Genomic DNA, 25653 nt, shown 5'->3' with positions numbered 1-25653 from the left:
AGCCGGTCAGGCCAGGTCGAGGCGGATCGTCGCGCCGTCCGGGGCGCCGTGGACCCGCTGGGCGATCGGCCCGCGGATGCGCATCGCGGTGACCGCTGTACCCGACCACCTCGACGGTGTACGGGCCGACGTCGCCGCGTGGGAGAAGACCACGCGGGCCACCGCCTTCGACGGCTGAGACGAGCGCACCCCAGGTGCCGGAAGAGCCGGTCAGGCCAGGTCGAGGCGGATCGTCGCGCCGTCCGGGGCGCCGTGGACCCGCTGGGCGATCGGCCCGCGGATGCGCATCGCGGTGACCGCGTCCTTGACCGCGAAGTTGTCGAAGTCGTAGCTGCCGCCGCCGACGAAGAACTGCAGCGGCACCAGCCGTTCGTTCGGCTCCAGCGCGCCGTTCTCGCGCTGGAAGGCGTAGGCGAAGGAGGCGGCGGCGTTGACGTCGGGATCGGCGAGCAGCCAGGCCGCCCAGGACTCCAGGCTGTCGCCGAGCTCGGTGACATCGGCGGTCTCGGGGTCGAAGCGGACCACCTTCTCGCCGCCGACCACGGCGAACTGGGTGCCGAAGATGTCCTGGCCGAAGCAGAACTGGTCGTCGGCAAGCCCGCCGTAGGTGTCCTTCCAGGCGTCGTCGGTGTTCCAGTGGAGCATGTCGTGGCCGAGACCCTCCTCGCCGACCCGGAAGACCTGCACCCCGGCGTTGAACAGGAAGAACCCGTTCACACGGGAGATCAGCCGGCCGAGCTCGGCCAGCGGGCCGGTCTCGAAGCCGAAGTCGAGGTCGATCGCCGGGCCCAGCGGGCCGCGGGCCCGGCTCAGGAGCTGCTCCAGTGCGCTGTCGGTGCTCATGCGTTCGTCTCCGCTGCCTCGGGGCCGATCGGTCGGGTCAGATAGTGGGCGCGTACCCGCTCGGTGGCGACCGACCGCAGAGCGGGCTGGAGCACGGGAGCGTCGGGGATCGCGTCCCACTTCGCGTACGGCCACCACCGCCCGTGCGCCGCCAGCAGCATGCTCTCACCTCGCGCGATGTCCCCCCGGGTGCCGTACCAGCCGGCCAGCCAGGTGCAGACCGCGAACTGCTCGGGCGTCTCACCGCTCGCCTCGGCCAGCTCGTGGGCGCGCTCGAAGTCGTTGACCTTGGCCAGGGCCTGCCAGACCACCCGCTTCTGACCGGCGTCCAGCGTGCCGAAGTCCCGCTCGACCAGGTCGGCGCCGATGACCCCGTCCAGTGGGCGGGCCGGGCCGCCCCAGTCCGCGTGGTTCGGCAGCAGCTCCTCGACCGGCCGCCCGGGTACCTCCTCGGCCAGCCACATCAGGTCGTCGCCCAGCACTCGCCCCTCGGGGACGTGGGCGGCCAGGGCGGTCAGACGCGGCCCGGCCGGGATGCCGGCATGGGCCTGGGCGGCCAGGAAGGCCACCCCGAAGGGCATGTCCTGGTCGCACAGCTCACCGCCGAGCGGGCCGTCCCGGGTGATCAGGGCCTCGGCGAGCTCGGCCGCCTCGGCGAAACGGTCGTACCAGAAGAGGATCTGCACGGCGGCGGCCGCGGCCTCCCAGGCGTCCGCGGTCCCGGCCGCCTCCGAGCCGGTGCCCAGCTCCTGGAGCCGGGGCAGGAGTTCGCCGAACCTGCCGTGCCGGGCCTCGGCGATCAGCTCCTCGGCCGCGTTCATGGGAACTCGCTCCTGTCGTGCCGGTGGTACCCGTGGGGTCTATCTGGTGGTGATCTTGATTCTGGTCCCGTCCGGGAGTCCGCGCAGAGCACTGCCCATGCTCGATCCCGAACCACCATTATCAGGCTGCGGGATGTACTTCACGCTGGCCCCGGTGCCGCCCTCCTTGAACATGGCCGGCGGGTACTCGTCGCGGTCGTCGGGCGGCCGGGTGTCGATGCCCCGCAGGGAGTTCGCACGGTTGTCGTCCGCGTTGGGCTTGTCGATGGTCAGGACGGACGGCTTGGGACGGCCCTGGCGGTAGGTGTCGCCGCGCCAGATCTGGCCGCTCTGGGCCTCCTCGATGTGCGCGGCCGACTCCGGGTACTTGGTGCGGTTCACCACCAGCTCGGCGTCGTAGTCGCCGCGGACGCCGACGGCGTTCGACAGCTCGGTGCGGGCTTCGGCCTGCTGGACGAGCCGTTTACGGGAACCCGGCCCGGTCTCGCCGTGGTTCTTCGCGATCTTCTCGGCGAGCGCGGTGATCTCCCGCTTGTGGGCGTCGTCGGCGTCGGTGATGTTCTTGATCACCTTCTCCGTGCCCTTGCCGGCCTGCCGGTACATGTCGCTGACGGCGTGCGCGGCCTCCTTGCTCAGCTTGACGCCGATCTTCTTGGCCGCGTCCTCCAGCGCCTTGGCTATGGGATGGCTCAAGCGAACGACACCCCCGCCGTCACCCTGGCCATCACGTCGGCGTGCCCGGCCACGTCGTCCGCGTGCGCGTGCAGTTTGGCCGCCATCTGTCTCATGCCTTCCGGATGCATCTGGAAGTAGGAGCCGGCGCCCCCGCCGGAGGTGCCTCCCAGCGCCGCCTCGACCCCCTCGAAGACCAGACCGCGAAGGGCCCGTTCGACCACCGTCTCCAGGGGGGCGACCGCCTTGGCCGTGAGTTCGGCGACGAGCCGCCCCTCCAGTTCCTGGAGGATCCCGTTGACGACCCTCTTCGTGGCCTCGATCAGCAGGACCTCGGCGGCTTCGGCGGCGCCGAAGGTCAGGACGGCCGCGGCCTGGTCGGCCACGAACTCGGCGGCCAGGACACCCAGTTCGACGAGTACGGCGGTCTTGGCGGCCACGACGGCGTCGGCGGCGACCTCCAGCGCGACCGCCACGACACCGCAGATCTCGATCATCTCGGTCATGTGGTCGGAGGACATCGCGGTCCACCGCGCCGCCAACTGCCGGTACGAGTCGGCGTCGTAGTGCTCCGCCAGCTCCCGCACGGTCGCCGTGGCCGCCTGGTGCGAGCTGTCTATGTTGCCGGCGAACGTCCGCACGTGCCCGGCGAACTCGCGCACCTTGTCCTCGTTCACCTGAGGCCAGTTGACGCCGATCAGGTTCATCACCCAGACCAGCTCGTCAGGCAACTCGATGGCCACACATACCCCGTTCGTCCGTGCGCCGACAGCAGACAAAAACAGTAGTAGCCGTCGAACGGGGTTTCCCTTGGCGAACTTATGGTCTGAGCAAAGGAATCACCATGGCTCGGTCACCCACCCCGCCGTCAGTACCAGCCGCGTCTCCCGGTGGACGGCGAGGAAGCCGAAGGGGCGGTCGAAGGCGGCCGAGACCACGGTCGACGTGTACCGGGGCGTGGGCCCGCCCGGGGCGCCGCCCGGCGCCGCCGCGACCGCCGTCACCGCGGCCGCCTCGAAGCCGAGCGCGTCGAAGCGCGCCAGGGCGGACTGCCGGGCGGAGCCGACGGCCAGGGGCGCGGCGCTGACACCGGGGAAGTGGCCCTGCCGGACGTCCCGAGCCGCGGTGAGGCCGAACAGCCCGTGCAGGTCCAGGAGATCGTGGTGCGCCCGCACCTCGAACGCCGCCGTCGTCACCTCCAGCGTCGGCTGCTGGGGGCCGGCGCACGGCCGCTCCTCCACCCGCAGTCCCGGCCCCGCCGGCCCGTACGGAAGCGACGACCCCCGTACGACCGGACAGGTGCCGTCGAGCGCGGCCGTCCCCGCCGCAACCACCTGACCGGGCGTCAGATGCGTGTCCCCGAGCAGGAGGTGGACGTCGACGTCCTGGTCGCCGAGCACCTTCACCTCGGTGACGCGGCCCTCGGGGGCGGTCACCAGACCGACCCGGTCCAGCCGTACGCTGCGCCGGTGCAGTCCGCGCAGGGTCCGGTCCTGCCAGGGGCCCGCGGACGGCCGTACCGGACGCACCTCGAAGGGCCGCAGCCACGTGGTCCGCAGGGCCAGCGCGCTCGCCAGCACCAGGTCGGTGTCGTCCCGCACCTCCACCGGCATCCGCTCGATCAGCCCGCCCGTGCGCTTCGCGGCCCAGGTGTCCAGCTCCCGCCGGTCGAGGGCGGGATCGCCGGTGAGGACCCCGAGCGCGTCGGTGGGCAGCTGGGCCTCCCACTCCTCGCGCAGCTCCAGCGTCCGCCGGGTCCACAGCCCGAGCGCCGAGTCCAGCGCCGTCACGTCGGCCAGCCCCGCGAGCAACTCGCGTGCGGCGGTGGCCGCTTGCTCTGCGGGTACCCCGAGTGCCCGCGCCAGCTCGGCCCGTGCCGGGCCCCGCGCGCCGTCGGCCAGGAAGGCCAGCAGCGGCCACACCCCGGCGGCCGAGAACACGGTCCCCCCGGAAGACGCCCCCGCCCACCGTGCCGTGAGCCCGTTCACCGCCTGGGTCGTCGCACCCGTGATCGGCATTCCACCCCCGCCCGCCCCGCGCATACCATGCGCCCTGTCGTACGTCAGTTCCCCACCACTGCCTGAACCAGGAGCACGGTACCCGTGTCCATACCCCCGCCCCCTGGGCCCCACCAGCCCGACCCCGCCCAGGGGCCGTCCCCGGTCCCGGACCCGTACGGGCCGCCGCCGCAGGGACAGCAGCCGTATGGGCAGCCGCCGCAGGGACAGCCGCCGTACGGACAGCCGTACGGACAGCCGTACGGGCAACCCTATGGCCCGCCGTACCAGACCTGGGGACAGGGCTACAGCCCTTACTCCCGGCCCGCCTCCGTCAACGGACTCGCCGTCGCCTCCCTGGTGCTCGGGGTCCTGTGCTGCTTCCCGGGCGTGGGACTGGTGCTGGGCGTGATCGCGCTCGTGCAGATCAGGAAGAAGGGCCAGTCCGGCAAGGCGCTCGCGATCGCCGGCTCGGTCCTGTCGTCGCTGGGGCTCGCCCTGTGGGTGCTGGTGCTCGCCACGGGTGGACTCTCCGACGCCTGGGAGGGGTTCAAGAAGGAGGCGAGAGAGGACTCGGCCTTCTCGGTGGCCAAGGGAGAGTGCTTCGACACGCCGGGGGAGTCCCTCGAAGGCCGGGCCTACGACGCCGAGAAGGTGCCGTGCGCGGGTGAGCACGAGGGCGAGGTGTTCGGCGAGTTCAAGATGGCCGGTTCCACCTTCCCCGGGGACAGCGCGGTCTCCGGCGCCGCCAACGACAAGTGCTACGCACTCCAGGACCTCTACGCCATGGACACCTGGGCGCTGCCCGAGGACGTCGACGTGTACTACTTCGCCCCGACCCGGCAGAGCTGGCGCCTCGGCGACCGCGAGGTCACCTGCGTCTTCGGCAACACCGACGAGACCGCCACCCTGACCGGCTCGCTGCGCGCCGACGAGACCACCCTCGACTCGCACCAGATCGCCCTGCTGAAGTCCCTCAACGCCATGGACACGGTCCTGTACGAGGAGCCCGAGGCCGACCCCGAGGACGACCTGCCCGGCTACCGGGACTGGTCGCGGGACGTCCACGACGGCCTCGGCGAGCAGATCGGGGCGCTGCGCGCGCACTCCTGGCCGGCCGAGGCCGACAAGCCGGTCGCGGCCCTGCTGAAGGACATGGAGAAGGCGCGCGACGAGTGGGCGAAGGCGGTCACCGCGGCCGAGGACGGCGACGCGGACACCTTCTACATCCACTACGGCAAGGGCTACGGCTATGTCGACGGCCCCAGCACGGTCACCGCTCGCAAGGCTCTGGGGCTGGCCACCAAGCGGCCGTCGTACGACGAGGACTACGGCGACGGGGGCGGTGAACCGGGCGGCGGCGAACTCAAGGTGTGATCGCGCCCATAGCGGGGAGAAAGTGCCTGCGTAAAGACCGCCACCGGAACATGTCATCACATCGAGTGATTCTCTGGCCTTTGCTTGCATGGCCCAACCCACGGTTGCCAGGCTGTTGCTGTCTGTACAACCTGATGGGAGCGGCCAGTGACATTCGGTGAGCAGCCGGCGTACCTGCGTGTCGCGGGTGATCTCCGCAAGAAGATCGTCGACGGTTCGCTGCCACCGCACACCCGCCTGCCCTCCCAGGCCAGGATCCGCGAGGAGTACGGCGTCTCGGACACCGTCGCGCTGGAGGCCCGCAAGGTGCTGATGGCCGAGGGCCTGGTGGAGGGCCGCTCCGGCTCGGGGACGTACGTCCGCGAGCGTCCCGTGCCCCGCCGTATCGCCCGCTCCGGCTACCGCCCGGCCTCGGGGGCCACGCCCTTCCGGCAGGAGCAGGCCGACGGGGAGGGGCGCGGCACCTGGGAGTCCAGCAGCCGGCAGACCGAGGCCTCCGCCGCCATCGCCGAGCGGCTCGCCATCCGCGTCGGCGACCGGGTGATGTGCACGAAGTACGTCTTCCGGGAGGGCGGTGAGCCGATCATGCTCTCCACCTCCTGGGAGCCCCTCGCGGTCACCGGGCGCACCCCTGTGATGCTGCCCGAGGAGGGCCCCCTCGGCGGCATGGGCGTGGTCGAGCGCATGGCCGCCATCGACGTCGTCGTGGACAACGTCACCGAGGAGGTGGGCGCCCGCCCCGGCCTCGCCGAGGAGCTGCTCGCCCTGGGCGGTGTCCCCGGCCATGTCGTCCTCGTGGTCCACCGCACCTACTACGCCTCGGGCCGTCCGGTGGAGACGGCCGACGTGGTCATTCCGGCCGATCGCTACCAGGTCGCGTACCACCTTCCGGTGAAGTAGCGCGCCCCCCGGGGAGGTTGCCCCGGGCGAGCACTCAACGGGCCTGCGGGCGAACGCCGTCCGCATTCGGTCGTTCTCGCAGGTCGACGCCGCTGTGCCGGAAACGCCCCCGAGTGCGGAGAGCGCCGCCCACCGGGGGCGCGTCAACTGCCGTGCGCCCCCTGCCGAGGCGTCCGTCCTGGCTGGTTGCGTACCTCTTTGTGAAAACGCGTGTTCGCTGAGTAAAGGTTGGGCGTAGGCTCGGGCATATGCGGATCGCGGTTTCCTTATCGGGTGGGGCTCGGCGCAGGCCGGGAAGGGGCGGTGGAGCGCGGTGAACGACGGCACGATCACTCTTCCCTGGCTCGTCATACGGCAGGACGACAACGGCAATCGCTACCGCGTGGGCAGGTACGCGACCCGGGCCGAGGCCCAGAAGATCGCCGACAGCCTCGACGCCCGCGGCCACAAGCAGCTCTACTGGGTCGAGCGCATCGGCGCCAACGGCGCGAGTTCGGCCGACTGACGGAGCCTCCCGTAGGCTCCGGCGCATGACGGAACGGATCGTGGTGGTGGCGGCCGCCCTCTACGACGGTGACCGCCTCCTCGCCGCCCGCCGCAGCGTGCCCCCCGAACTGGCGGGCCGCTGGGAACTTCCGGGCGGCAAGGTGGAGCGGGGCGAGACACCGGAGCAGGCGCTGTCCCGCGAACTGCGCGAGGAGTTGGGCGTGGCCGCGGAGGTCGGGGAGCGCGTCCCGGGTGAGTGGCCCCTGAAGCCCCCGTACGTCCTTCAGGCGTGGAGGGCCCGCCTTCTCCCCGGATCCCCGGACCCCGAGCCCCTGCAGGACCACGACGAACTGCGCTGGCTGACGCCGGACGAGCTCGGGGACGTCGACTGGCTCGACCAGGACGTGGAAGCCGTCGGCGCACTGAAGCTCCTCAGGGGCGCGGGGCTCCAGTAGGTGTGCGGCGCGCCCCGGATCCACCCGCCGAGCACATCGCGCCCCCTGCTTACGCCGTTCGGCACGGTACCGCACCCGCAATATCGGGTATGTGCCCCTTAACCCCACGAAAGCGGACATGGGCTGGCCCGGGATGTGATCGGCGTGATCGACACCGAAGGCGACTGCGCCAAGTGGACGTTCCCGGCGGACCCGGGTGCCGTACGCGCGGCTCGCGCGGCTGTCAGAAACCGGCTGACCGCCTGGGACCTCGACAGTCTCGCCGACATCGCCGCCCTGTTGGTCAGCGAACTGGTGACCAACTCGCTGCGGCACGCCACCGGCCCCATCGGCGTCCGCCTGGTCCGTCCCGGGGCCGTCGACGGCGTCCTCCTGGTGGAGGTCTCCGACCCGCTGCCCGACCCGCCCCGCGAGCGCGTCGCGGAGCTGGACGACGAGAGCGGCCGCGGCCTGCAACTGGTCGCCCATGCCGCCCGTCGCTGGGGTACCCGCCCCGGCGCAACCGGCAAGACGGTCTGGTTCGAGCTCTCGGCACCGGGATGAACAGGACCTGAGCGCGGTGAAGAACACGTGTACGACACTCCGTCTGCTGTCCATCGGGTGGACCAGGCCGGTGGCGGTTGCCGAAAGACGTGGTTCGACGCCGTGTCCGCTGGTTAGAAGACTGGAAGTGTTGTCGCAGCCCGGACCGAAAACCGTCGGGATCGTGCTGTGATCGTGAACACCGTGTTGTGCGGCGCCGTAGTGCTGGATACTGCGGGCAGCCGCCCCCGGTGACCGGTACCGGACGCGGTGAGCTGGAGGGGACGGTTCGCGTGAGCGAGATACCAGCGAAGGCCACGGAGTCGAAGGACCCGTCGGGCGGCGCGAGGGCGGAGGCCACGGACGCTGCCGTGGCACATGTCCGTCACGGTGACGGGCCGTCCGGTGACGCCATGTGGCAGAGCAGCCCACCCGGCTCGATCTACGACTACATCAAGGTCGCCTCCTTCTCCATCGGTCCCGACGGACTGGTCGACCAGTGGAGCCTGCGCGCCGAGCAGCTCTTCGGCATCGCCGCCGAGCACGCCGTCGGCATGGACCCCATCGAGGCGTTCATCGACCCGGACCTGCACGTGCAGGGCCAGCGCAAGATGGCGGAGATCCTGGACGGCCGCGAGTGGACCGGCGTGGTCCCCTTCCGGGTGCCCGCGCAGACCGAGGGCGAGTGCGGCCGGGAGGGCCTCGCCGAGGTCTACGTCATGCCGACGCGGACCGAGGAGGGCGAGAAGGCCGCCGTCTGCATCGTCGTCGACGTGCGCACCCTCAGGAGCATCGAGACCGACCTCGCCGCCTCGCAGGCGATTTTTGGTCAATCTCCCTTCGGATTTGTACTGATCGACCCCGACCTGCGGGTCCGCCGCGTCAACTACCGCTTCGCCTCCCTCTTCGGCGGTGACCCGGACGACCACCGGGGCAAGGGCGTCCACGACTATCTGCCGCGCCCCGAGGCCGAGCGGGTCAGCGCGACCCTGCGCCGGGTCCTGGAGACCGGCGACTCCATCACCGACATGCATGTCACCGGCTTCCTGCCGGGCTCCGACGAGCGCCGCCACTGGTCCATCAACCTGTACCGGGTGCGCAGCGGGTCCGGGCGGCCCATCGGGATCGCCTGGCTGGGAACCGACATCACCGCCCGCCGCGCCGCCGCCCGCGAGGCCGCCGCCGCCCGCCGCAATCTCGCCCTCCTGAACGAGGCCGGCGCCCGCATAGGGAACTCCCTCGACCTGGAGACCACGGCCCGCGAACTCCTCGACGTGGTTGTCCCCGGCTTCTGCGACCTGGCCACCGTCGACCTCTACCAGGGCCTGCTGGCCGGCGACGAGACCCCGCCCGGGCTCGCCGACGGCAGCGCGGAACTGCGCCGGGTCGCCTTCGCCAGCGCGGTCTCCGACGCCCCCTTCATCGGCTCCGGGGCTCCCGTCTCGGTCGGCGCGGTCCACCACTACCCCTTCAACTCGCCCTGCGCGGACGCCCTGCGCACCGCACGCCCGCAGTACATCCCGGCCGAGGAGGGCGGGCTCGTGCAGTCCACGCTCGCGGTGCCGATGGTCGCCCACGACACGGTCGTAGGACTCGCGCAGTTCGCCAGGACCAAAGGCAGCGAGCCCTTCGGGGACCGGGACCGGGACCTCGCGGTGGAACTGGCGGCGCGGGCCGCGGTCTGTATCGACAACGCGCGCCTGTACCGGCGGGAACACGAGCGGGCCCTGATACTGCAGCGGTCCCTGCTGCCGCCAGGCGACCCGGTCGCCTCCGGCCTGGACATCGCCTGCCGCTATCTGCCCGGCAACTCCTCCGCGGACCGCCCCAGCGAGGTCGGCGGCGACTGGTTCGACGTGATCGAACTGCCCGGACACCGCACCGCGTTGGTGGTCGGTGACGTGATGGGCCGCGGACTGCGCGCCGCGGTGGCGATGGGCGAACTCCGCTCCGCCGTCAGGACCCTGGCCCTGCTGGACCTCGAACCGGCCGAGGTGCTCAGCGCGTTGGACGAGATCGCGCGCGGGCTCGGCGCCCCCGGCGGAGTCCAGCAGGCCACCCGGGCGGCCCGCCGCCCCCGTGAGGCGGACCTGTCCGAGGTGTACCTCGCGACCTGCGTCTACGCCGTCTACGACTCGGTGACCCGTCGCTGCACCTTCGCCAACGCGGGTCATCTGCCGCCCGTGCTGGTCGAACCCGGCGAGGACGCGCTGATGCTCGACGTGCCGCCCGGCATGCCGCTCGGCGTCGGCGGCGAGCCCTTCGAGGAGGTCGAGGTCGAACTGCCCGAAGGCGCCCTGCTCGCGCTCTACACGGATGGACTGGTCGAAAGCCGCGATCACCCCCTCGACGAAGGACTCCAGGCGTTCGTCGGCGCGCTCACCGACCCCTCCGCCCCCCTGGAGGACGTCTGCGACCACGTCCTCAACACCCTCGACACCCACCACGGCGAGGACGACATCGCGCTGCTGATGGCACGTGTCCAGGGCCTGCCCGCGGGTTCCGTCGGCGACTGGACCCTCCCGCGCGAGCCCCGCAGCGTGGGCCGGGCCCGCGAGTACGCCCGCGGCCAGCTGCTCAGCTGGGACCTCGAACCCCTCGTCGACACCACGGAACTCCTGGTCAGCGAACTGGTCACCAACGCCCTCCGGTACGGCGAGGGCGACATCCGGCTACGCCTCCTCCTCGACCGCACCCTGGTCTGCGAGGTCTGGGACTCCGGCCTCGTCCAGCCGCGCCGCCGCCGCGCCCGGGACACCGACGAGGGCGGCCGGGGCCTGCAACTGGTCGGCCTCCTCAGCGCGGCCTGGGGCTCCCGGCGCACCCCGCGCGGCAAGACGGTGTGGTTCGAACTGCCGCTGCCGGACGGGGAGAACGGCATGGTGGACCCGGCGGAGGCGTTGCTGAGCCTGTTCTGAGTCCCGCGCCTGTCCTTAGGCGGGGTGCCCGCGCAGGCGTACGTCCCGCTCGGCGAGGTCACGCGCCTCGCGGGCCAGGACGTCCGCCCGCGGGAGATCCTCGGTCGTGCGGGCCTCCGACAGGCGCACCCGGGCCGCGGCACCGACCGCCTCGCGGTGGACGGTGACGTAGTCGTCCGCCGCGGCCAGGGACTCCCGGGCCACCAGCAGCGCGGCCGCCCCGAGCACCGCGGCCCGGCCGGTCGCGAGCGGCGCGGTCGCGTGCACGATCCGGCGCAGGACGCCGAGCGGGTCGTAGGGGTGCCCGGACGTCGTCTCCTGCCGTACGGCGGCCAGGACCGCGTCGGCGTGCAGGAGGCGCGCGTGGGTCTCGCCCCCGCGGGTGGTGCCGTCGCGGAAGGGGGCCAGCTCCGCCTCCGCGCCCGTGAGGGCGGGCGGGATCAGCCGGGCGGCCTCGGTGCGCGTCGCACGCAGCCGGGTCACGGCCGTCACCAGCGCATCCGCACGGGAGATCGCGGTCTCGGCCGCGCGGAGCTGCTGGACCGCCTCGCCGGGCCGGCCGGAGGCGGTGGCCTGGTGGGTCCGGTTGAGGTGGACGGTGGCGGTGACCAGGCTGTCCTTGGCCGACTCGATGTACCCGGTGACCGCGTCGCCAGAACCCGGGGGCCCGCTCTCCGCCTCCGCGGTGCGGGCGGTCAGTTCGCGGAAGCGGGTCTCGGCCGCGGCCAGGGCCCCGGCGGGGTCCCGGTCCAGCGCCCGCAGGGCGCGCAGGCTCTCCGACGCGGCCGTGAGGCGCCGTTCGGCCTCCTCGCAGCGGCCCACGACTCCGGCGAGAGCGGCCGCCTCCTCCGGCACGCCCTCGTCGTAGCGCCGCCGGATCGCGCACGCCGCCGCCAGCTCGGCCTCCGCCGCGTCGGCCGCCTCGGCGAACGGGGCCAGCTCCCCGGGGCCGGACCCGGCCGCGGCGAAGACGAGTTCCTCGCGGAAGGCGCGGAGGAGGTTGTCGGCGCCGACCAGCGCGGCCCGGGAGCGCTCGTCGAGGCCGGCGAGCGGGGCCGCGGCCGCGGGGGAGGGGTACGCGCCGACGTGCGTCGTGCCGGCGGGCGCAGGTGTCGTACGGCCGCGGGTGCGTCGTATCCGGCGGACGGAGCCATAGGCGGCGAGGACCACCACCACGACGAGGGCGGCCACCGGCAGGACGAGGTCGGTGCCGGAGGACTCCTCCTCGGCCGGGGCGGCGGCGCTGACCCGGGCGCCCGCAACCGGAGCGTCGTCGTTGATCGTCATCCATGGCAACACCAGCCACACGACCCCGGCCACCACGCCCAGCAGGGCGTGCGCCACCCGCGCGGATATGTGCGAGCGGCCGCGCCGGGGGCGGCCCCGTATCAAGGATGGCGTCACATTTCGGAGCGTATGGGCCGCAATGCGGGGGCGCGAGCGGGGTGGGACGGGCGGGGGTACACGAGGGGACGGGAAGCGGATGGCAGAGACGCCGGACATACCGGCCGACGGGGACGACGAGACGGAGAAGGAGGCACTGGCGCCGAAGCCGAGACGCCGCCGCCGGCTCCGCCGAGGTGTTCTCGCGCTCGCGCTCGTCGTCCTCCTCCCCCTCCTCACCGTCGCCGTCGCGCTGCGCCTCAACTACGCGGGCGACCCCGCCGACGGCACCCGGACCCGCGACAAGGACGCGATCTGGCTCGGCCACGCCTGGGTGGACGGCCGCAGGACCGACGCCGACGTCACCGCCCTCGCCCGGCGCCTGCGGGACACCGGGATCCGGGACCTGTACGTCCACGCGGGTCCCCTGGAGCACGACGGCACGCTGCCCGCGTCGGCGTATCCGAAGGCGGGCTGGCTGATCGGCGCCGTGCACAAGGCGGCTCCCGGCATCCGCGTCCAGGCCTGGCTCGGCGACAAGCTCGCCACTGAGAGCCCGGACGGCATGCGCCTCACCGAGAAGGACACCCGGGCCGCCGTCGTCCGCTCGACCCGCCAGATCCTCGCCGCCGGGTTCGACGGCGCCCACTTCGACCTGGAGCCCCTGCACTCCGGCGACCAGGACTACCTCGACCTCCTCGACACCCTCCGCCAGGTCACCCGCGCCCGTGGCGTCCCCCTCTCGGTCGCCGCCCACCAGATCGACCCGCTGCCCGCGCTGCACTCCGTCGCGGGCGCGCTCGCCGGGCACCCCAAGTGGTGGTCGCAGGCCTACTTCGGGCAGGTCGCGCGGCGTGTCGACCAGATCGCGGTGATGTCGTACGACACGAGCACACCGCTTCAGAGCCTCTACGGCGGCTATGTCGCCCAGCAGACCTCACTGGCCCTGGAGGTCACCCCGGACTCCACCGACCTGCTGATGGGCCTGCCCTTCTACCGGGAGGACAACTTCGACCACTGGTCCTTCGCGGAGACCGTCCCGGCGGCCGTCCGGGGCGTCCGCCTCGGCCTCTCCCGCACCGACGCGGACCGGGCGAACTTCGGGGTGGCGCTGTACGTCGACTTCGCGGCCACGGAAGCGGACTGGACGGCGTACGAGCGGGACTGGGTCCGCTAGAAAACCACCTGCGGTCCGGTGCCCCGCGCTGCGACGATCTGCCCGGTGACCAGCACCCGCAGACACCTCACCCGCGACGACCTCGCGCCTCTTGCCCGGGCGGCGACCGGTCGCTCGCTCACCGCCGTGGCCCGCCTGCGCGGCGGTACGAAGAAGGGCGTCTACCGGCTCGCCCTCGACGACGGCACCACCGTCGTCGCCTACGTCTGGTCGCCGGACGAGGACTACTGGGACGCCGGCCCCTCCGACCCCCGCGACCCCTTCTCCGCGGGCACGAGCCTCGACGTGTTCACCGCGGCCCACGACCGGCTCGCCGCGGCCGGCGTCCGCACCCCGCGCCTCCTGTACTCGGACACCACCATGAACGCCGTGGTCGTCGAGGACATGCGCGGCGGCAGCCTGGAGGACGCCCTGGAGCGGGACCCGGTCGCCGGACGCGCAGCGCTGGCGGGGTTCGCCGCAGAACTCGCGACCCTGCACTCGCAGGAGGGCCCCGCCTTCGGCAAGGTCGGCCTCGTCGACAACGGCGGTACCTCGTCGTCGAGTTCGGCGGCCCGGCGCGTCACGGAGGGCGCCCTGCGCGACATCGAGGAGACCGCCGTACGCGACGAGCGGATCGCCGTCGTACGGGATGACCTCGAAGATGCCGTACGGCGGCTCGCGGCGGCCGTCCGGCCCCGCGACCGGCACACCCTCATCCACGGCGAACTCGGCGCCGACCACGTCCTGCTGGACCACCGGGGCAGGCCCGCCCTCATCGACATCGAAGGGCTCATGTACTTCGACGTCGAGTGGGAGCACGTCTTCCTGCGGATCCGTTTCGGCCCCCACTACGACGTCCTGCGCGTCCCCGACCTGGACGAGGACCGCATGCGCCTCTACCGCCTCGCCATGCACGTCTCCCTGGTCGCAGGACCCCTGCGCCTGATCGAGGGCGACTTCCCGCACCCGGAGGGGATGCGGGAGATCGCGGAACACAACCTGGTCAGGGTGTTGGAGCTCGTGCGAAAGTGAGCGCGTGAACTCGGTGTTGGTGGTCGTGGCGGCCGTGGTGGTGGGCGCGCTGTCGGTGCTCGGTGCCGTGCAGCTCGCGACGGGCTGGGTGCCGCCCTGGCTCCGGAACTCGGTCCTGCGGCCGAGGCTGTCCGGGTGCGGCACTCTGCTGCACGCGGTGGGGCTGGGTGTGTTCCTGTTCCTGGGGCCGCTGGGGAGCCCGCCCACACAGGACGTGTACGTCCCGTTGCTCGGTCTGGCGCTGTCCTTCGTCGGCGGGAGCGTTCTCCAGCGGCTCGCCCAGCATGCGCCTGCTAGGAAGACCTCCTCCTGATCTTCGACCCCAGCCACACCAGCGGGTCGTACTTGCGGTCGACTGCCCGTTCCTTCAGGGGGATCAGGGCGTTGTCCGTGATCTTGATGCCCTCGGGGCAGACCTCCGTGCAGCACTTGGTGATGTTGCAGTAGCCGAGCCCGTGCTCGTCCTGGGCGGTCTTCTTGCGGTCCAGGCCGGAGTCCTCGGCCGCGTCCAGGGGGTGCATGTCCAGCTCCGCCACCCGCATCAGGAAGCGCGGGCCCGCGAACGCCGTCTTGTTCTCCTCGTGGTCGCGGACCACATGGCAGGTGTCCTGGCACAGGAAGCACTCGATGCACTTGCGGAACTCCTGCGAGCGGTCCACGTCCTCCTGCATCATCCGGTACTCGCCGGGACCGAGGTCGGCCGGCGGCACGAACGCCGGGACCTCGCGCGCCTTCTGGTAGTTGAAGCCGACGTTCGTCACCAGGTCCCGGACCACCGGGAAGGCCCGCAGCGGGGTGACGGTGATCGTCTCCTCCGGGGTGAACACCGACATGCGGGTCATGCACATCAGCCGCGGCCGCCCGTTGATCTCCGCCGAGCACGAACCGCACTTGCCCGCCTTGCAGTTCCAGCGGACCGCGAGATCGGGCGCCTGGGTGGCCTGGAGGCGGTGGATGATGTCCAGCACCACCTCGCCGTCGTTGACCTCGACCTTGAAGTCCTCCAGGCCGCCGCCCTTCACATCACCGCGCCACACCTTGAAGTGGGCCGTGTAGCCGCTCATTCGTACAGCTCCTCTTCGGCGAGGTACTTGACCAGCTCCTCCTTGTCGAAGAGGGCGAGCAGGTCGGCGCGGATGGGGTCGGTGGTCTCACGGGTCAGGTCGATCTGGCCCCGGACGGGGTCGGTCGCCGCCAACCCGCCCGTCGGGTCGGTCAGTCGGCACAGCAGGTTGACGTTGCGCCACTCGCGGTCCATCGCCGGATGGTCCTCGCGGGTGTGGCCGCCGCGCGACTCGGTCCGCTCCAGCGCGGCCCGCGCCACACACTCGCTGACCAGCAGCATGTTCCTGAGGTCCAGGGCGAGGTGCCAGCCCGGGTTGAACTGCCGGTGCCCCTCGACCCCGGCCCGCCGGGCCCGTACCCGGAGATCCGCGAGCTTCTCCAGGGCCTGCTCCATCTCGGCCTCGCGGCGGATGATGCCGACCAGGTCGTTCATCGCCTGCTGGAGCTCCTGGTGCAGGGTGTACGGGTTCTCCGGAGGCCCTTCGGCGGGCTCGGTGCCCTCCGCCGAGAACGGTCGCAGCGCCTCGGCGGCCGCCGCGTCGACCTGGGCCTCGTCCACGGGAGGCCGTTGAGCCGAGGTCGCGTACTCCGCCGCGTGCCAGCCCGCCCGGCGCCCGAACACCAGCAGGTCGGACAGGGAGTTGCCGCCGAGGCGGTTCGAGCCGTGCATGCCGCCCGCGACCTCACCGGCCGCGAACAGCCCCGGCACCCCGCGTGCCGCCGCCGTGTCCGACTCGACCGCGATCCCGCCCATCACGTAGTGACAGGTCGGCCCGACCTCCATCGGCTCGGCCGTGATGTCGACGTCCGCCAACTCCTTGAACTGGTGGTACATCGAGGGGAGCCGGCGGCGGATGACCTCCGCGGGCATACGCGTGGACACGTCCAGGAAGACCCCGCCGTGCGGGGAGCCGCGGCCGGCCTTCACCTCGGAGTTGATCGCGCGGGCGACCTCGTCACGGGGGAGCAGCTCGGGAGGGCGCCGGTTGTTGTCCGGGTCCTCGTACCAGCGGTCGCCCTCCTCCTCCGACTCGGCGTACTTCTCCTTGAAGACGTCCGGGACGTAGTCGAACATGAACCGTTTGCCCTCGGAGTTGCGCAGCACCCCGCCGTCGCCGCGCACCGACTCGGTGACGAGGATGCCCTTCACGGAGGGCGGCCAGACCATGCCGGTCGGGTGGAACTGGACGAACTCCATGTTCAGCAGGGGCGCGCCCGCGAGCAGGGCCAGCGCGTGACCGTCGCCGGTGTACTCCCACGAGTTCGACGTCACCTTGAAGGACTTGCCGATGCCACCGGTCGCGATCACGACGGCGGGCGCCTCCAGGACGAAGAAACGGCCGGTCTCACGGTCGTAGGCGAAGACACCCGAGACCCGCGATCCGTCCTTCAGTACCCGGGTGACCGTGCACTCCTGGTAGACCTTCAGGCGCGACTCGTAGTCACCGGTCTCCTTCTTGTCCTCCTGCTGGAGGGACACGATCTTCTGCTGGAGCGTGCGGATCAGTTCGAGGCCCGTGCGGTCGCCGACGTGGGCGAGGCGCGGGTACTCGTGGCCGCCGAAGTTGCGCTGGGAGATCCGGCCGTCCTTCGTACGGTCGAACAGGGCGCCCCAGGTCTCCAGCTCCCAGACCCGGTCCGGGGCCTCCTGGGCGTGCAGCTCGGCCATCCGCCACTGGTTGAGGAACTTCCCGCCGCGCATGGTGTCGCGGAAGTGGACCTGCCAGTTGTCGTTCGCGTTGGCGTTGCCCATGCTGGCCGCGATGCCGCCCTCGGCCATCACGGTGTGCGCCTTGCCGAACAGGGACTTGCAGATCACCGCGGTGCGGGCGCCGCGCTCGCGGGCCTCGATGGCGGCGCGGAGACCGGCCCCTCCGGCGCCGACCACGACGACGTCCCATTCCTGCCGGTCGACCACGGACATCAGAAGGCACCCTCAATCTAGAAGAAGCGCGGATCGTCGAAGGCGCCGGAGGCGACCAGGAAGACGTAGAAGTCGGCGAGCGCCACGCTCACCAGTGAGGCCCAGGCCAGCTGCATGTGGCGGGCGTTGAGCTTCCCGACGAACTGCCAGGCCCGGTAGCGCGCGGGATGTCTGGAGAAGTGCTTGAGCTTGCCGCCGACGATGTGCCGGCAGGAGTGGCACGAGATCGTGTACGCCCAGATCAGCACGATGTTGACCAGGAACACCAGGGTGCCGAGGCCCATGTGGCCCCACTCGTACTTCTCGTTGCGGAAGGCGAGCACGGTGTCGTAGGTCAGGATCCCGGCGACCAGGATCGCGGCGTAGAAGAAGTACCGGTGGATGTTCTGCAGGATCAGCGGGAAGCGGGTCTCACCGGTGTACTTCTTGTGCGGCTCGGCCACCGCGCAGGCCGGCGGGGACGCCCAGAAGCCCCGGTAGTAGGCCTTGCGGTAGTAGTAGCAGGTCAGGCGGAAGCCGAGCGGGAAGATCAGGATGATGATCGCGGGGGAGATGCCCCACCAGCCGCCGAAGAGCTCCCAGTTGGGGCCGTGGCGCATGGGCGCGCAGCGCTCGGCCAGACAGGGCGAGTAGAACGGCGAGACGTACGGGGCCGCGTAGTAGTCCGTGTCGGCGAAGGCCCGCCAGGTCGAGTACACGATGAAGGCGAGCAGCCCCGCGGCCGTGGCCGCCGGCGCCAGCCACCAGCGGTCGGTGCGCAGGTGCGGGGCGTCGATCGCGGCGCGCGTACCGGTGCGTACGCCGCCGCGGACGGGATGGGATTCGGTGTCGGGAGGTTCCGTACCAGTGGCCAACGCTTGACTCCGGTCGGGTTCAGGGGGCTCGGCGGTCGCGGGCGCCGAGTCCCTCGTCGTCCGAGTCCGTCCACAGGGTGTTGTCGTACGGGGTGTCGGAGATGGCGACGAGATCCGGACGGCGGGCCTTGGCCAGCGCCGGGTCGGTCTCCCTCAGCAGCGCGAGGCTCTCGCGCAGCCGGTCGGCGTCGATGCGCACGCGGCGCATCTCCAGGCTGCCGCTGCCGAGCTGCTGCTCCAGGCGCTTGACATACCTGAGCACCTCGTCGAGCGAGCGCTGGGCCGCTGCCAGTTCGTCGTGCACGGACATGACGTGACCTCACTTCCGTGGGCGGGGTTGCCCTGGACGGGAACGGTCATGCGCCTGCGAGTGTTGCGCGTCACACCTGCCGGTGTGAAGGGACGTGCATGGATTGGCGGATCGTGTGCCTCCGTGCGCGCCCCTCGTGCGCCGTCGATTGCGCCGCACGGGTGGGCTTCCCGGCCGTCGTCGCCGTGTCGCCGTCCGTTGCCGAACCCTTTCCTCTTCAGTGACCGCATAGATGTGATCAGCACCATATACCGCCAAAAGTGATCATAACGCCCGCGGCTCCCGGAGGTAAGCAGAGATGTCCCACAACGGCGTCGGACTGCGCGCGGTCATGCGCTCGGTCGCCTTCCTCACCGCGGGTGCGCTCGCGGTGCCCACGCTGGCCGGGTGCGGTTCCGGGGACGAGGCGAGCAAACCGCTCGCGGAACAGGACATCGCACCCGCGGCCCGCGACCGGGTCGCCGACGGCGGCACCCTGCACTGGGCCGTCGACGCGGTACCGGAGACCCTGAACACCTTCCAGGCGGACGCGGACGCGACCACCACCACCGTCGCCCAGGCGGTCCTGCCGTCGATGTACCGGCTCGACGCGAACGGGCGTCCGCAGGTCAACCCCGACTACCTGGAGTCGGCCAAGGTCGTCGAGACCGAGCCCAAGCAGGTCGTGCTGTACAAGCTGAACCAGCAGGCCGTGTGGAGCGACGGCCGGGAGATCGGCGCCGCCGACTTCGCCGCCCAGTGGCGCGCCCTGTCAGGCAAGGACTCCGCGTACTGGACCGCCCGCAACGCCGGCTACGAGCGCATCGAGAAGATCGAGCGCGGGGCCAACGACCTGGAGGTCCGGGTCACCTTCGCGCGGCCGTACGCCGACTGGCGCTCGCTGTTCTCGCCGCTGTACCCCAAGGACGTCATGGGCACCCCGGACTCCTTCAACGACTCCGCGCGCAAGAAGCTCAAGGTCACCGCGGGTCCCTTCCAGCTGAAGAAGGTCGACCGCAAGGACGACGAGGTCACCCTCACCCGCAATCCGCGCTGGTGGGGCCACCCGGCCAAGCTGAACGAGATCGTGCTGCGCGCCGTACCGCGCGACAAGCGGACCGCCGCGCTGGCCGCCGGCGAGATCGAACTCGCCGAGATCGACCCCGAGGCGCTCGGCCGCATCAGCCTGGCCGCCCGCGCGGCGACCAGGTCCGGCAGCAGCCCCGTGGCGGGCCCCGGCGGGCTTCCCGCCCACGGCTCCGGCAGCAACCTGGGCGCGGCCGACGCGCTGCGCTCCTGGGCCGAGGCCCACGGGGACGACGAGGAGGCCGCCGACGAGGAGGTCAGCGCCCGGCAGAAGGAGCGCAGGGCACTGGCCGCGTACCGGCGCGAGCAGGCGGCCCTGAAGGGCTTCGAGGTCCGCAGGTCCCTGGAGCCCGCCTACACCCAGCTCGCCCTCAACGGCGCCTCGGGCCCGCTCGCCGACGAGCGGGTGCGCCGGGCCGTGGCCCGCGCCATCGACCGCAAGGCGCTGGCCGGGGTCGTCCTCTCCCCGCTCGGGCTGCCCGCGGTGCCCGTCGGCAGCCATCTCGCGCTCTCCGGCCAGGACGCCTACGCCGACAACAGCGGCGCGCTCGGCGGCCAGGACGCCAAGGAGGCACGGGCGCTCCTCGCGGACGCCGGGTGGGTGCCCGGCGGCCCGGTCGACAAGGAGAAGAAGAAGGGCGGCAAGGCGGCGGGGACCGAGGGCAAGAAGGCCGGTCGGGACTCGGACGACGGGGAGGACGGGGACGAGGGGACGTACGTCGTCGGCGAGGACGACAAGAACAACCACACGAGCGACGACAAGGACCCCAAGGACCACCGCGACGGCGCGGACGGCCCACGGCACCTCGCCCAGGACGGCAAGCAGTACGCGAACACGCTCAAGCAGGGCGGCGCGCCCGGGGCGTACGCGCCCAAGGGCACGGCGGCCCCCGCCGACGCGGCGACGAAGGTGCTGGCCAAGAACGGCAAGGCGCTCACCCTGCGGTTCGTGCTCCCGTCGGGGCCCGGCTCCCAGAGCCTGCGCACGGTGGCCGGGCGGATCTCCTCGATGCTGGAGAACGTCGGCATCCGGACCGAGATCTCCAAGGTCTCCGACGAGAGCTACTTCAAGGACCACATCGCGTCCGGGCAGTACGACCTCGCGCTGTACTCCTGGCCCGCGTCGGCCTTCCCCGCCACCGACGCCCGCCCCATCTTCGCGAAGCCGGTGCCGGCCGCCGACGGGTCGCTGAACGTCGAGCAGAACTACACCCGGGTCGGCACCGACCAGGTGGACCAGCTCTTCGACCAGGCCGTCAGCACGCTCGACGAGGGGAAGAGCCGGAGCCTGATCCGCAAGGCCGACTCCCGGATCTGGGCCGCCGCCGGCTCCATCCCGCTGTACCAGCGGCCCCAGCTGACGGCCGCGAAGAAGGACGTGGTGAACGCGGGTGCCTTCGGCTTCCAGACGCCCGTCTTCGAGGACATGGGCTTCCTGAAGAAAGGCGCGAAGGCGTCGGCGAGTCCGTCCGGGGACTGAGCCCGGCGAGCCCCTGCCCGGCAGGCACCGTACGATGGGGTGAGGCCGTGGCGTGTTCAGCCCGGCAGGGTCCGCGTAACACAGACGTACGCGTCGGCCTTCCTCACACTCCGGGAGTACGCCTTCATGGCCACGCGCCACGACATCCGCAACGTAGCCATCGTCGCCCACGTCGACCACGGCAAGACGACCATCGTCGACGGCATGCTGAAGCAGGCCGGTGCCTTCGCCGCCCACCAGCTCGAAGGCGTCGACGACCGCATGATGGACTCGAACGACCTGGAGCGTGAGAAGGGCATCACGATCCTCGCCAAGAACACGGCGGTGAAGTACCACCCCAAGGACGGGGGGGACGTCATCACCATCAACATCATCGACACCCCCGGTCACGCCGACTTCGGCGGCGAGGTCGAGCGCGGTCTGTCGATGGTGGACGGTGTCGTCCTCCTCGTCGACGCCTCCGAGGGCCCGCTCCCGCAGACCCGCTTCGTGCTGCGCAAGGCGCTCCAGCAGCGGCTGCCCGTCATCCTGTGCATCAACAAGACGGACCGGCCCGACTCCCGGATCGACGAGGTCGTCAACGAGACCTACGACCTCTTCCTCGACCTGGACGCGGACGAGGAGCAGATCGAGTTCCCGATCGTCTACGCCTGCGGCCGTGACGGCGTCGCCTCGCTGACCAAGCCGGAGAACGGCACGGTCCCGGCGGACAGCGACAGCCTGGAGCCCTTCTTCTCCACCATCCTGCAGCACATCCCGGCCCCCACCTACGACGAGGAGGCCCCGCTCCAGGCGCACGTCACCAACCTGGACGCCGACAACTTCCTCGGCCGTATCGCGCTGCTCCGCGTCGAGCAGGGCGAGCTGCGCAAGGGCCAGACGGTCGCCTGGATCAAGCGCGACGGCACCGTCAGCAACGTGCGGATCTCCGAGCTGCTGATGACTGAGGCGCTCACCCGCAAGCCCGCCGAGAAGGCCGGCCCGGGTGACATCTGCGCGGTCGCCGGTATCCCGGACATCATGATCGGCGAGACCCTCGCCGACCCCGAGAACCCGATCCCGCTCCCGCTGATCACGGTCGACGAGCCGGCGATCTCCATGACCATCGGTACGAACACCTCGCCGCTGGTCGGCCGCGGCGGCACCGGCAAGGGCGCCGACGCGAAGGCGGCCGTCAAGGACCGCAAGGTGACCGCCCGTCAGGTCAAGGACCGCCTGGACCGCGAGCTGATCGGCAACGTCTCGCTGCGCGTCCTGGACACCGAGCGCCCCGACGCCTGGGAGGTCCAGGGCCGTGGTGAGCTCGCGCTCGCCATCCTGGTCGAGACCATGCGCCGGGAGGGCTTCGAGCTGACCATCGGCAAGCCCCAGGTGGTCACCAAGGACGTCGACGGCAAGGTGTACGAGCCCGTCGAGCGCATGACCATCGACGTGCCCGAGGAGCACATGGGCGCGGTCACGCAGCTCATGGGCGTCCGCAAGGGCCGTATGGACAACATGTCGAACCACGGCTCCGGCTGGGTCCGCATGGAGTTCGTGGTGCCCTCGCGCGGTCTCATCGGCTTCCGGACCGAGTTCCTGACCCAGACCCGCGGCACCGGCATCGGACACTCCATCCACGAGGGCTTCGAGCCCTGGTTCGGCACCCTGCAGACCCGTAACAACGGTTCGCTGGTCGCCGACCGCGCGGGCGCCGTCACCGCCTTCGCGATGACGAACCTCCAGGAGCGCGGTGTGCTCTTCGTGGAGCCCGGTACCGAGGTGTACGAGGGCATGATCGTCGGCGAGAACTCCCGCGCCGACGACATGGACGTCAACATCACCAAGGAGAAGAAGCTCACCAACATGCGGTCGTCCACGGCCGACGTGTCCGAGTCGATCGTCCCGCCGCGCAAGCTCTCCCTGGAGCAGTCCCTGGAGTTCTGCCGCGACGACGAGTGCGTCGAGGTGACCCCGGAAGCGGTCCGCATCCGCAAGGTCAACCTGGACGCCCGCGAGCGCGCCCGCGCCGCGAGCCGCGCCAAGCACGGCTGACCCCGCCGCACCATCGGCACACCGGGCACCCCCGCCTCAGGCGGGGGTGCCCGGCGCCGTCTGGGGGCACAGGGAAAACCCTCGATTTGGAGGCGGAAGCCGTTGTGGGGCGGTGGCTCCCACTACCCTGGCACTGAAGCCGCCTGTGGTGCGTCCGCGGGCATGCGGTCCGGCTCGCCTCAACGCCCTTGCTGTGAAGGGCAATTGGCGGAACGTCAAGATCTGCCGCTTCTCTCGCCCGCGGCGCGCGGGCACGCCAGGGCCCCTTGCACGGAGAGCCGGGCACACGCAATCGCTTTTCAGCTGCCGGGCGTCCGGAATGCGGACACTTACTTCCGATAGATGTGTAACAAGTCCGTTTCGCAGGCATCTTTCGGCAAACTGTTTGTCCGGATTTTGGAAGATGTGAGCGTCAGGTGTGATCGAACCGAGACCTCAGGGATGTGGTTCGGTCATGGCGCATGGCAGATAGTTAGGCGCGTAGAGCTCGGATCAACGGGTCACGCGCGGCAGACTGCGCCGACTTACGAGCGCGGGGGCATCTGACTATTCCGACACCGGAGACGGTGATGGTTGTGTGTCATGTGCTCCCCCATGCGGTGAACAAATGGACTCATGAGGAGGAACCCATGCGCGGTGCCAAGAGCGCCAAGTGGGTCGCGATAGCCGCGGTTGTGGCGCTGGGCGCGACCGCCTGTGGTGGTGGCAGTGATGACGGCGACAGCAAGAGCAAGGCCGCGATCGACCCGAACGGCAAGTTCTCGATCGAGGTCGGTGAGCCGCAGAACCCGCTGCAGCCGGCGAACACCATGGAGTCCAACGGCAGCATCGTCACGAAGGCCCTGTTCACCGGGCTCGTCGACTATGACTCCAGCGGCAAGATCGTCATGATGAACGCCCAGTCGGTCGACAGCACGGACAACAAGACCTTCACGGTCAAGCTGAAGCCCGGCTGGAAGTTCCACGACGGCACCCCGGTGACCGCCGAGTCCTACGTCAAGGCGTGGAACTGGGCCGCCAACCCGGCGAACAAGCAGACCAACAGCTTCTGGTTCTCGGACATCAAGGGCTACTCCGACGTCGCGCCCGAGAAGGGCAAGCCGAAGGCCACCGAGATGTCCGGTCTGAAGGTCGTCGACGACAACACCTTCACGATCACGCTGAACAGCCCGATCCCGTACTTCGTGTACAAGCTGGGCTACGAGGTCTTCTCGCCGCTGCCGGAGTCCTTCTACAAGGACCCGAAGGCCGCCGGTGAGAAGCCGGTCGGCAACGGCCCCTACAAGTTCGTCAGCTGGAACCACAAGAAGTCGATCGAGGTCGCCCGCTTCGACGGCTACCAGGGTCCCAACAAGGCCAAGAACGGTGGTGTGATCTTCAAGAACTACACCAACCTGGAGACGGCCTACGAGGACCTGAAGTCCGGCAACGTCGACGTCCTGCGCCAGCTCGCGCCCCGCGACCTGCCCGTCTACAAGGCGGACCTCGGCGACCGCGCGGTGGACCAGTCCTACTCCGCGATCCAGAGCATCGCGGTGGCCTTCTACACCAAGCAGTGGAAGGGCATCAACCCGAAGGTCCTCCAGGGCCTGTCGATGGCGATCGACCGCAACACCATCACCAAGACGGTGCTCCAGGGCACCCGTGAGCCCGCCACCGGCTGGGTCGCCAAGGGCGTCCTCGGCTACCAGCCGAACGCCGCCGGTGACATCACCAAGTACGACCCGGCCAAGGCCAAGGCCCTCATCAAGGAGGGTGGCGGCGTCCCGGGCAACAAGATCTCCATCCAGTACAACGCGGACGGCGGTCACAAGGAGTGGGTGGAGGCGGTCTGCAACTCCATCACCAAGGCCGTCGGCGTGGCCTGCACCGGCGACTCCAAGGCGGACTTCCAGGCGGACCTCAACGCCCGTGACGCGCACGAGGTCAAGTCGCTGTACCGCTCCGGCTGGGTGCTCGACTACCCGTTCATCGCCAACTTCATCCGCGACCTGTTCGGCACGCACTCGGACGGCAACCAGGGTGGCTTCTCCAGCAAGGAGATCGACAACCTGATCAAGCAGGCCGACGCCGCCAAGTCGCTGGACGAGTCGGAGAAGCTCTACCAGCAGGTCGAGAAGGTGCTCCCGAACTACATGCCGAGCATCCCGCTCTGGTACTACAAGGTCAACGCGGGCTACTCGGAGAAGGTCAGCGGCGTCAAGTACGCCCAGGACGGTGACCCGATCCTGACCGGCGTTCAGGTCAAGAAGTAACCGCAACGGACCGTAGACCCGGGCGTGGTGAGCCCCGCCCGGGGAACGGCAGCGGCCGGGGGGCCCTTTCCACCCGCATCTTCAGGTGATGCGCGGGGAAA

At 70.8% G+C, this 25653-nt stretch carries 22 protein-coding genes; 12 read left to right on the top strand and 10 right to left on the bottom strand.

Annotated features, from left to right (window positions below):
* Nucleotides 1-210 precede the first annotated feature (210 nt).
* From ACFYZ8_RS12740 to ACFYZ8_RS12720, 5 genes are all read right to left on the bottom strand, one after another.
* On the bottom strand, nt 211-843 hold the full coding sequence (locus ACFYZ8_RS12740; protein WP_388534862.1) for an SMI1/KNR4 family protein: 633 nt from the start codon (nt 841-843) through the stop codon (nt 211-213).
* Nucleotides 840-1664: a hypothetical protein gene (locus tag ACFYZ8_RS12735; protein ID WP_388534860.1), complete on the bottom strand. Its 825-nt coding sequence runs from the start codon at nt 1662-1664 to the stop codon at nt 840-842. The genes ACFYZ8_RS12740 and ACFYZ8_RS12735 overlap by 4 nt, the downstream gene beginning before the upstream one ends.
* A 39-nt stretch (nt 1665-1703) precedes the next feature.
* The gene (locus ACFYZ8_RS12730; RefSeq protein WP_359030150.1) at nt 1704-2357 is read right to left on the bottom strand and encodes a NucA/NucB deoxyribonuclease domain-containing protein; all 654 of its coding nucleotides are present in this window, start codon (nt 2355-2357) and stop codon (nt 1704-1706) included.
* Entirely contained in the window at nt 2354-3079 is a 726-nt protein-coding gene (locus ACFYZ8_RS12725; RefSeq protein ID WP_359030151.1) for a hypothetical protein, read from the bottom strand. The genes ACFYZ8_RS12730 and ACFYZ8_RS12725 overlap by 4 nt, the downstream gene beginning before the upstream one ends.
* Nucleotides 3080-3175: 96 nt before the next feature.
* The gene (locus ACFYZ8_RS12720; RefSeq protein ID WP_388534856.1) at nt 3176-4354 is read right to left on the bottom strand and encodes a serpin family protein; all 1179 of its coding nucleotides are present in this window, start codon (nt 4352-4354) and stop codon (nt 3176-3178) included.
* Nucleotides 4355-4438: 84 nt separating this feature from the next.
* Between ACFYZ8_RS12720 and ACFYZ8_RS12715 the strand changes: the two genes are divergently transcribed.
* The 6 genes from ACFYZ8_RS12715 (at nt 4439) to ACFYZ8_RS12690 (ending at nt 10991) form a co-directional block, all read left to right on the top strand.
* Nucleotides 4439-5710, top strand: coding sequence for a DUF4190 domain-containing protein (locus ACFYZ8_RS12715; protein WP_388534853.1), 1272 nt, complete (start codon nt 4439-4441; stop codon nt 5708-5710).
* Between the two features lie 147 nt (nt 5711-5857).
* Complete coding sequence (locus ACFYZ8_RS12710; protein WP_359030154.1) at nt 5858-6610, top strand: GntR family transcriptional regulator; 753 nt, start codon at nt 5858-5860, stop codon at nt 6608-6610.
* A 313-nt stretch (nt 6611-6923) separates the two neighbouring features.
* Nucleotides 6924-7115 carry an SPOR domain-containing protein gene (locus ACFYZ8_RS12705; protein ID WP_359030155.1) on the top strand — a complete coding sequence of 64 codons (192 nt, stop codon included), beginning with the start codon at nt 6924-6926 and terminating at the stop codon, nt 7113-7115.
* A gap of 25 nt (nt 7116-7140) precedes the next feature.
* Nucleotides 7141-7551 carry a (deoxy)nucleoside triphosphate pyrophosphohydrolase gene (locus tag ACFYZ8_RS12700; protein WP_388534849.1) on the top strand — a complete coding sequence of 137 codons (411 nt, stop codon included), beginning with the start codon at nt 7141-7143 and terminating at the stop codon, nt 7549-7551.
* A 135-nt stretch (nt 7552-7686) separates the two neighbouring features.
* Nucleotides 7687-8094: an ATP-binding protein gene (locus ACFYZ8_RS12695; RefSeq protein ID WP_359030157.1), complete on the top strand. Its 408-nt coding sequence runs from the start codon at nt 7687-7689 to the stop codon at nt 8092-8094.
* A gap of 272 nt (nt 8095-8366) precedes the next feature.
* Nucleotides 8367-10991 carry a SpoIIE family protein phosphatase gene (locus tag ACFYZ8_RS12690; RefSeq protein WP_359030158.1) on the top strand — a complete coding sequence of 875 codons (2625 nt, stop codon included), beginning with the start codon at nt 8367-8369 and terminating at the stop codon, nt 10989-10991.
* A 15-nt stretch (nt 10992-11006) separates the two neighbouring features.
* On the opposite strand, the gene ACFYZ8_RS12685 is transcribed toward ACFYZ8_RS12690, so the two are convergent.
* Complete coding sequence (locus ACFYZ8_RS12685; RefSeq protein WP_388534845.1) at nt 11007-12395, bottom strand: hypothetical protein; 1389 nt, start codon at nt 12393-12395, stop codon at nt 11007-11009.
* Between the two features lie 79 nt (nt 12396-12474).
* On the opposite strand from ACFYZ8_RS12685, the gene ACFYZ8_RS12680 reads away from it, so the two are divergent.
* From ACFYZ8_RS12680 to ACFYZ8_RS12670, 3 genes are read left to right on the top strand one after another with little or no spacing between them, the layout of a single operon-like run.
* Complete coding sequence (locus ACFYZ8_RS12680) at nt 12475-13551, top strand: hypothetical protein (RefSeq protein WP_388534842.1); 1077 nt, start codon at nt 12475-12477, stop codon at nt 13549-13551.
* A gap of 45 nt (nt 13552-13596) precedes the next feature.
* Nucleotides 13597-14565: a phosphotransferase gene (locus tag ACFYZ8_RS12675; protein ID WP_388534839.1), complete on the top strand. Its 969-nt coding sequence runs from the start codon at nt 13597-13599 to the stop codon at nt 14563-14565.
* A 4-nt stretch (nt 14566-14569) separates the two neighbouring features.
* Complete coding sequence (locus ACFYZ8_RS12670) at nt 14570-14878, top strand: hypothetical protein (RefSeq protein ID WP_359030162.1); 309 nt, start codon at nt 14570-14572, stop codon at nt 14876-14878.
* Here the strand turns inward: ACFYZ8_RS12670 and ACFYZ8_RS12665 are convergent.
* From ACFYZ8_RS12665 to ACFYZ8_RS12650, 4 genes are read right to left on the bottom strand one after another with little or no spacing between them, the layout of a single operon-like run.
* Entirely contained in the window at nt 14859-15629 is a 771-nt protein-coding gene (locus tag ACFYZ8_RS12665) for a succinate dehydrogenase/fumarate reductase iron-sulfur subunit (RefSeq protein ID WP_359030163.1), read from the bottom strand. The two genes, ACFYZ8_RS12670 and ACFYZ8_RS12665, sit on opposite strands and share 20 nt — an antisense overlap.
* Nucleotides 15626-17554 (bottom strand): fumarate reductase/succinate dehydrogenase flavoprotein subunit, encoded by a 1929-nt coding sequence (locus ACFYZ8_RS12660; protein WP_388534836.1) that lies wholly within the window; start codon nt 17552-17554, stop codon nt 15626-15628. The genes ACFYZ8_RS12665 and ACFYZ8_RS12660 overlap by 4 nt, the downstream gene beginning before the upstream one ends.
* 17 nt (nt 17555-17571) lie before the next feature.
* Complete coding sequence (locus tag ACFYZ8_RS12655; protein WP_359030165.1) at nt 17572-18408, bottom strand: hypothetical protein; 837 nt, start codon at nt 18406-18408, stop codon at nt 17572-17574.
* A 19-nt stretch (nt 18409-18427) separates the two neighbouring features.
* A complete protein-coding gene (locus tag ACFYZ8_RS12650; RefSeq protein WP_359030166.1) occupies nt 18428-18718 on the bottom strand; it encodes a hypothetical protein in 291 nt (96 codons plus the stop codon).
* A gap of 298 nt (nt 18719-19016) precedes the next feature.
* Between ACFYZ8_RS12650 and ACFYZ8_RS12645 the strand changes: the two genes are divergently transcribed.
* The 3 genes from ACFYZ8_RS12645 to ACFYZ8_RS12635 all read left to right on the top strand — a co-directional run bounded on the left by ACFYZ8_RS12645 (nt 19017) and on the right by ACFYZ8_RS12635 (nt 25552).
* Nucleotides 19017-21263, top strand: a complete 2247-nt coding sequence (locus tag ACFYZ8_RS12645; protein ID WP_388534833.1) for an ABC transporter family substrate-binding protein — start codon at nt 19017-19019, stop codon at nt 21261-21263.
* 126 nt (nt 21264-21389) lie between these two features.
* Complete coding sequence (gene typA / locus ACFYZ8_RS12640) at nt 21390-23297, top strand: translational GTPase TypA (RefSeq protein WP_359030168.1); 1908 nt, start codon at nt 21390-21392, stop codon at nt 23295-23297.
* A gap of 629 nt (nt 23298-23926) precedes the next feature.
* Nucleotides 23927-25552, top strand: coding sequence for an ABC transporter substrate-binding protein (locus tag ACFYZ8_RS12635; protein ID WP_359030169.1), 1626 nt, complete (start codon nt 23927-23929; stop codon nt 25550-25552).
* Nucleotides 25553-25653 lie beyond the last annotated feature (101 nt).

The sequence above is a fragment of the Streptomyces sp. NPDC001668 genome (assembly GCF_042893155.1).
Classification (GTDB): Bacteria; Actinomycetota; Actinomycetes; order Streptomycetales; family Streptomycetaceae; genus Streptomyces.
This window is presented reverse-complemented; position numbering and strand designations above follow the sequence as displayed.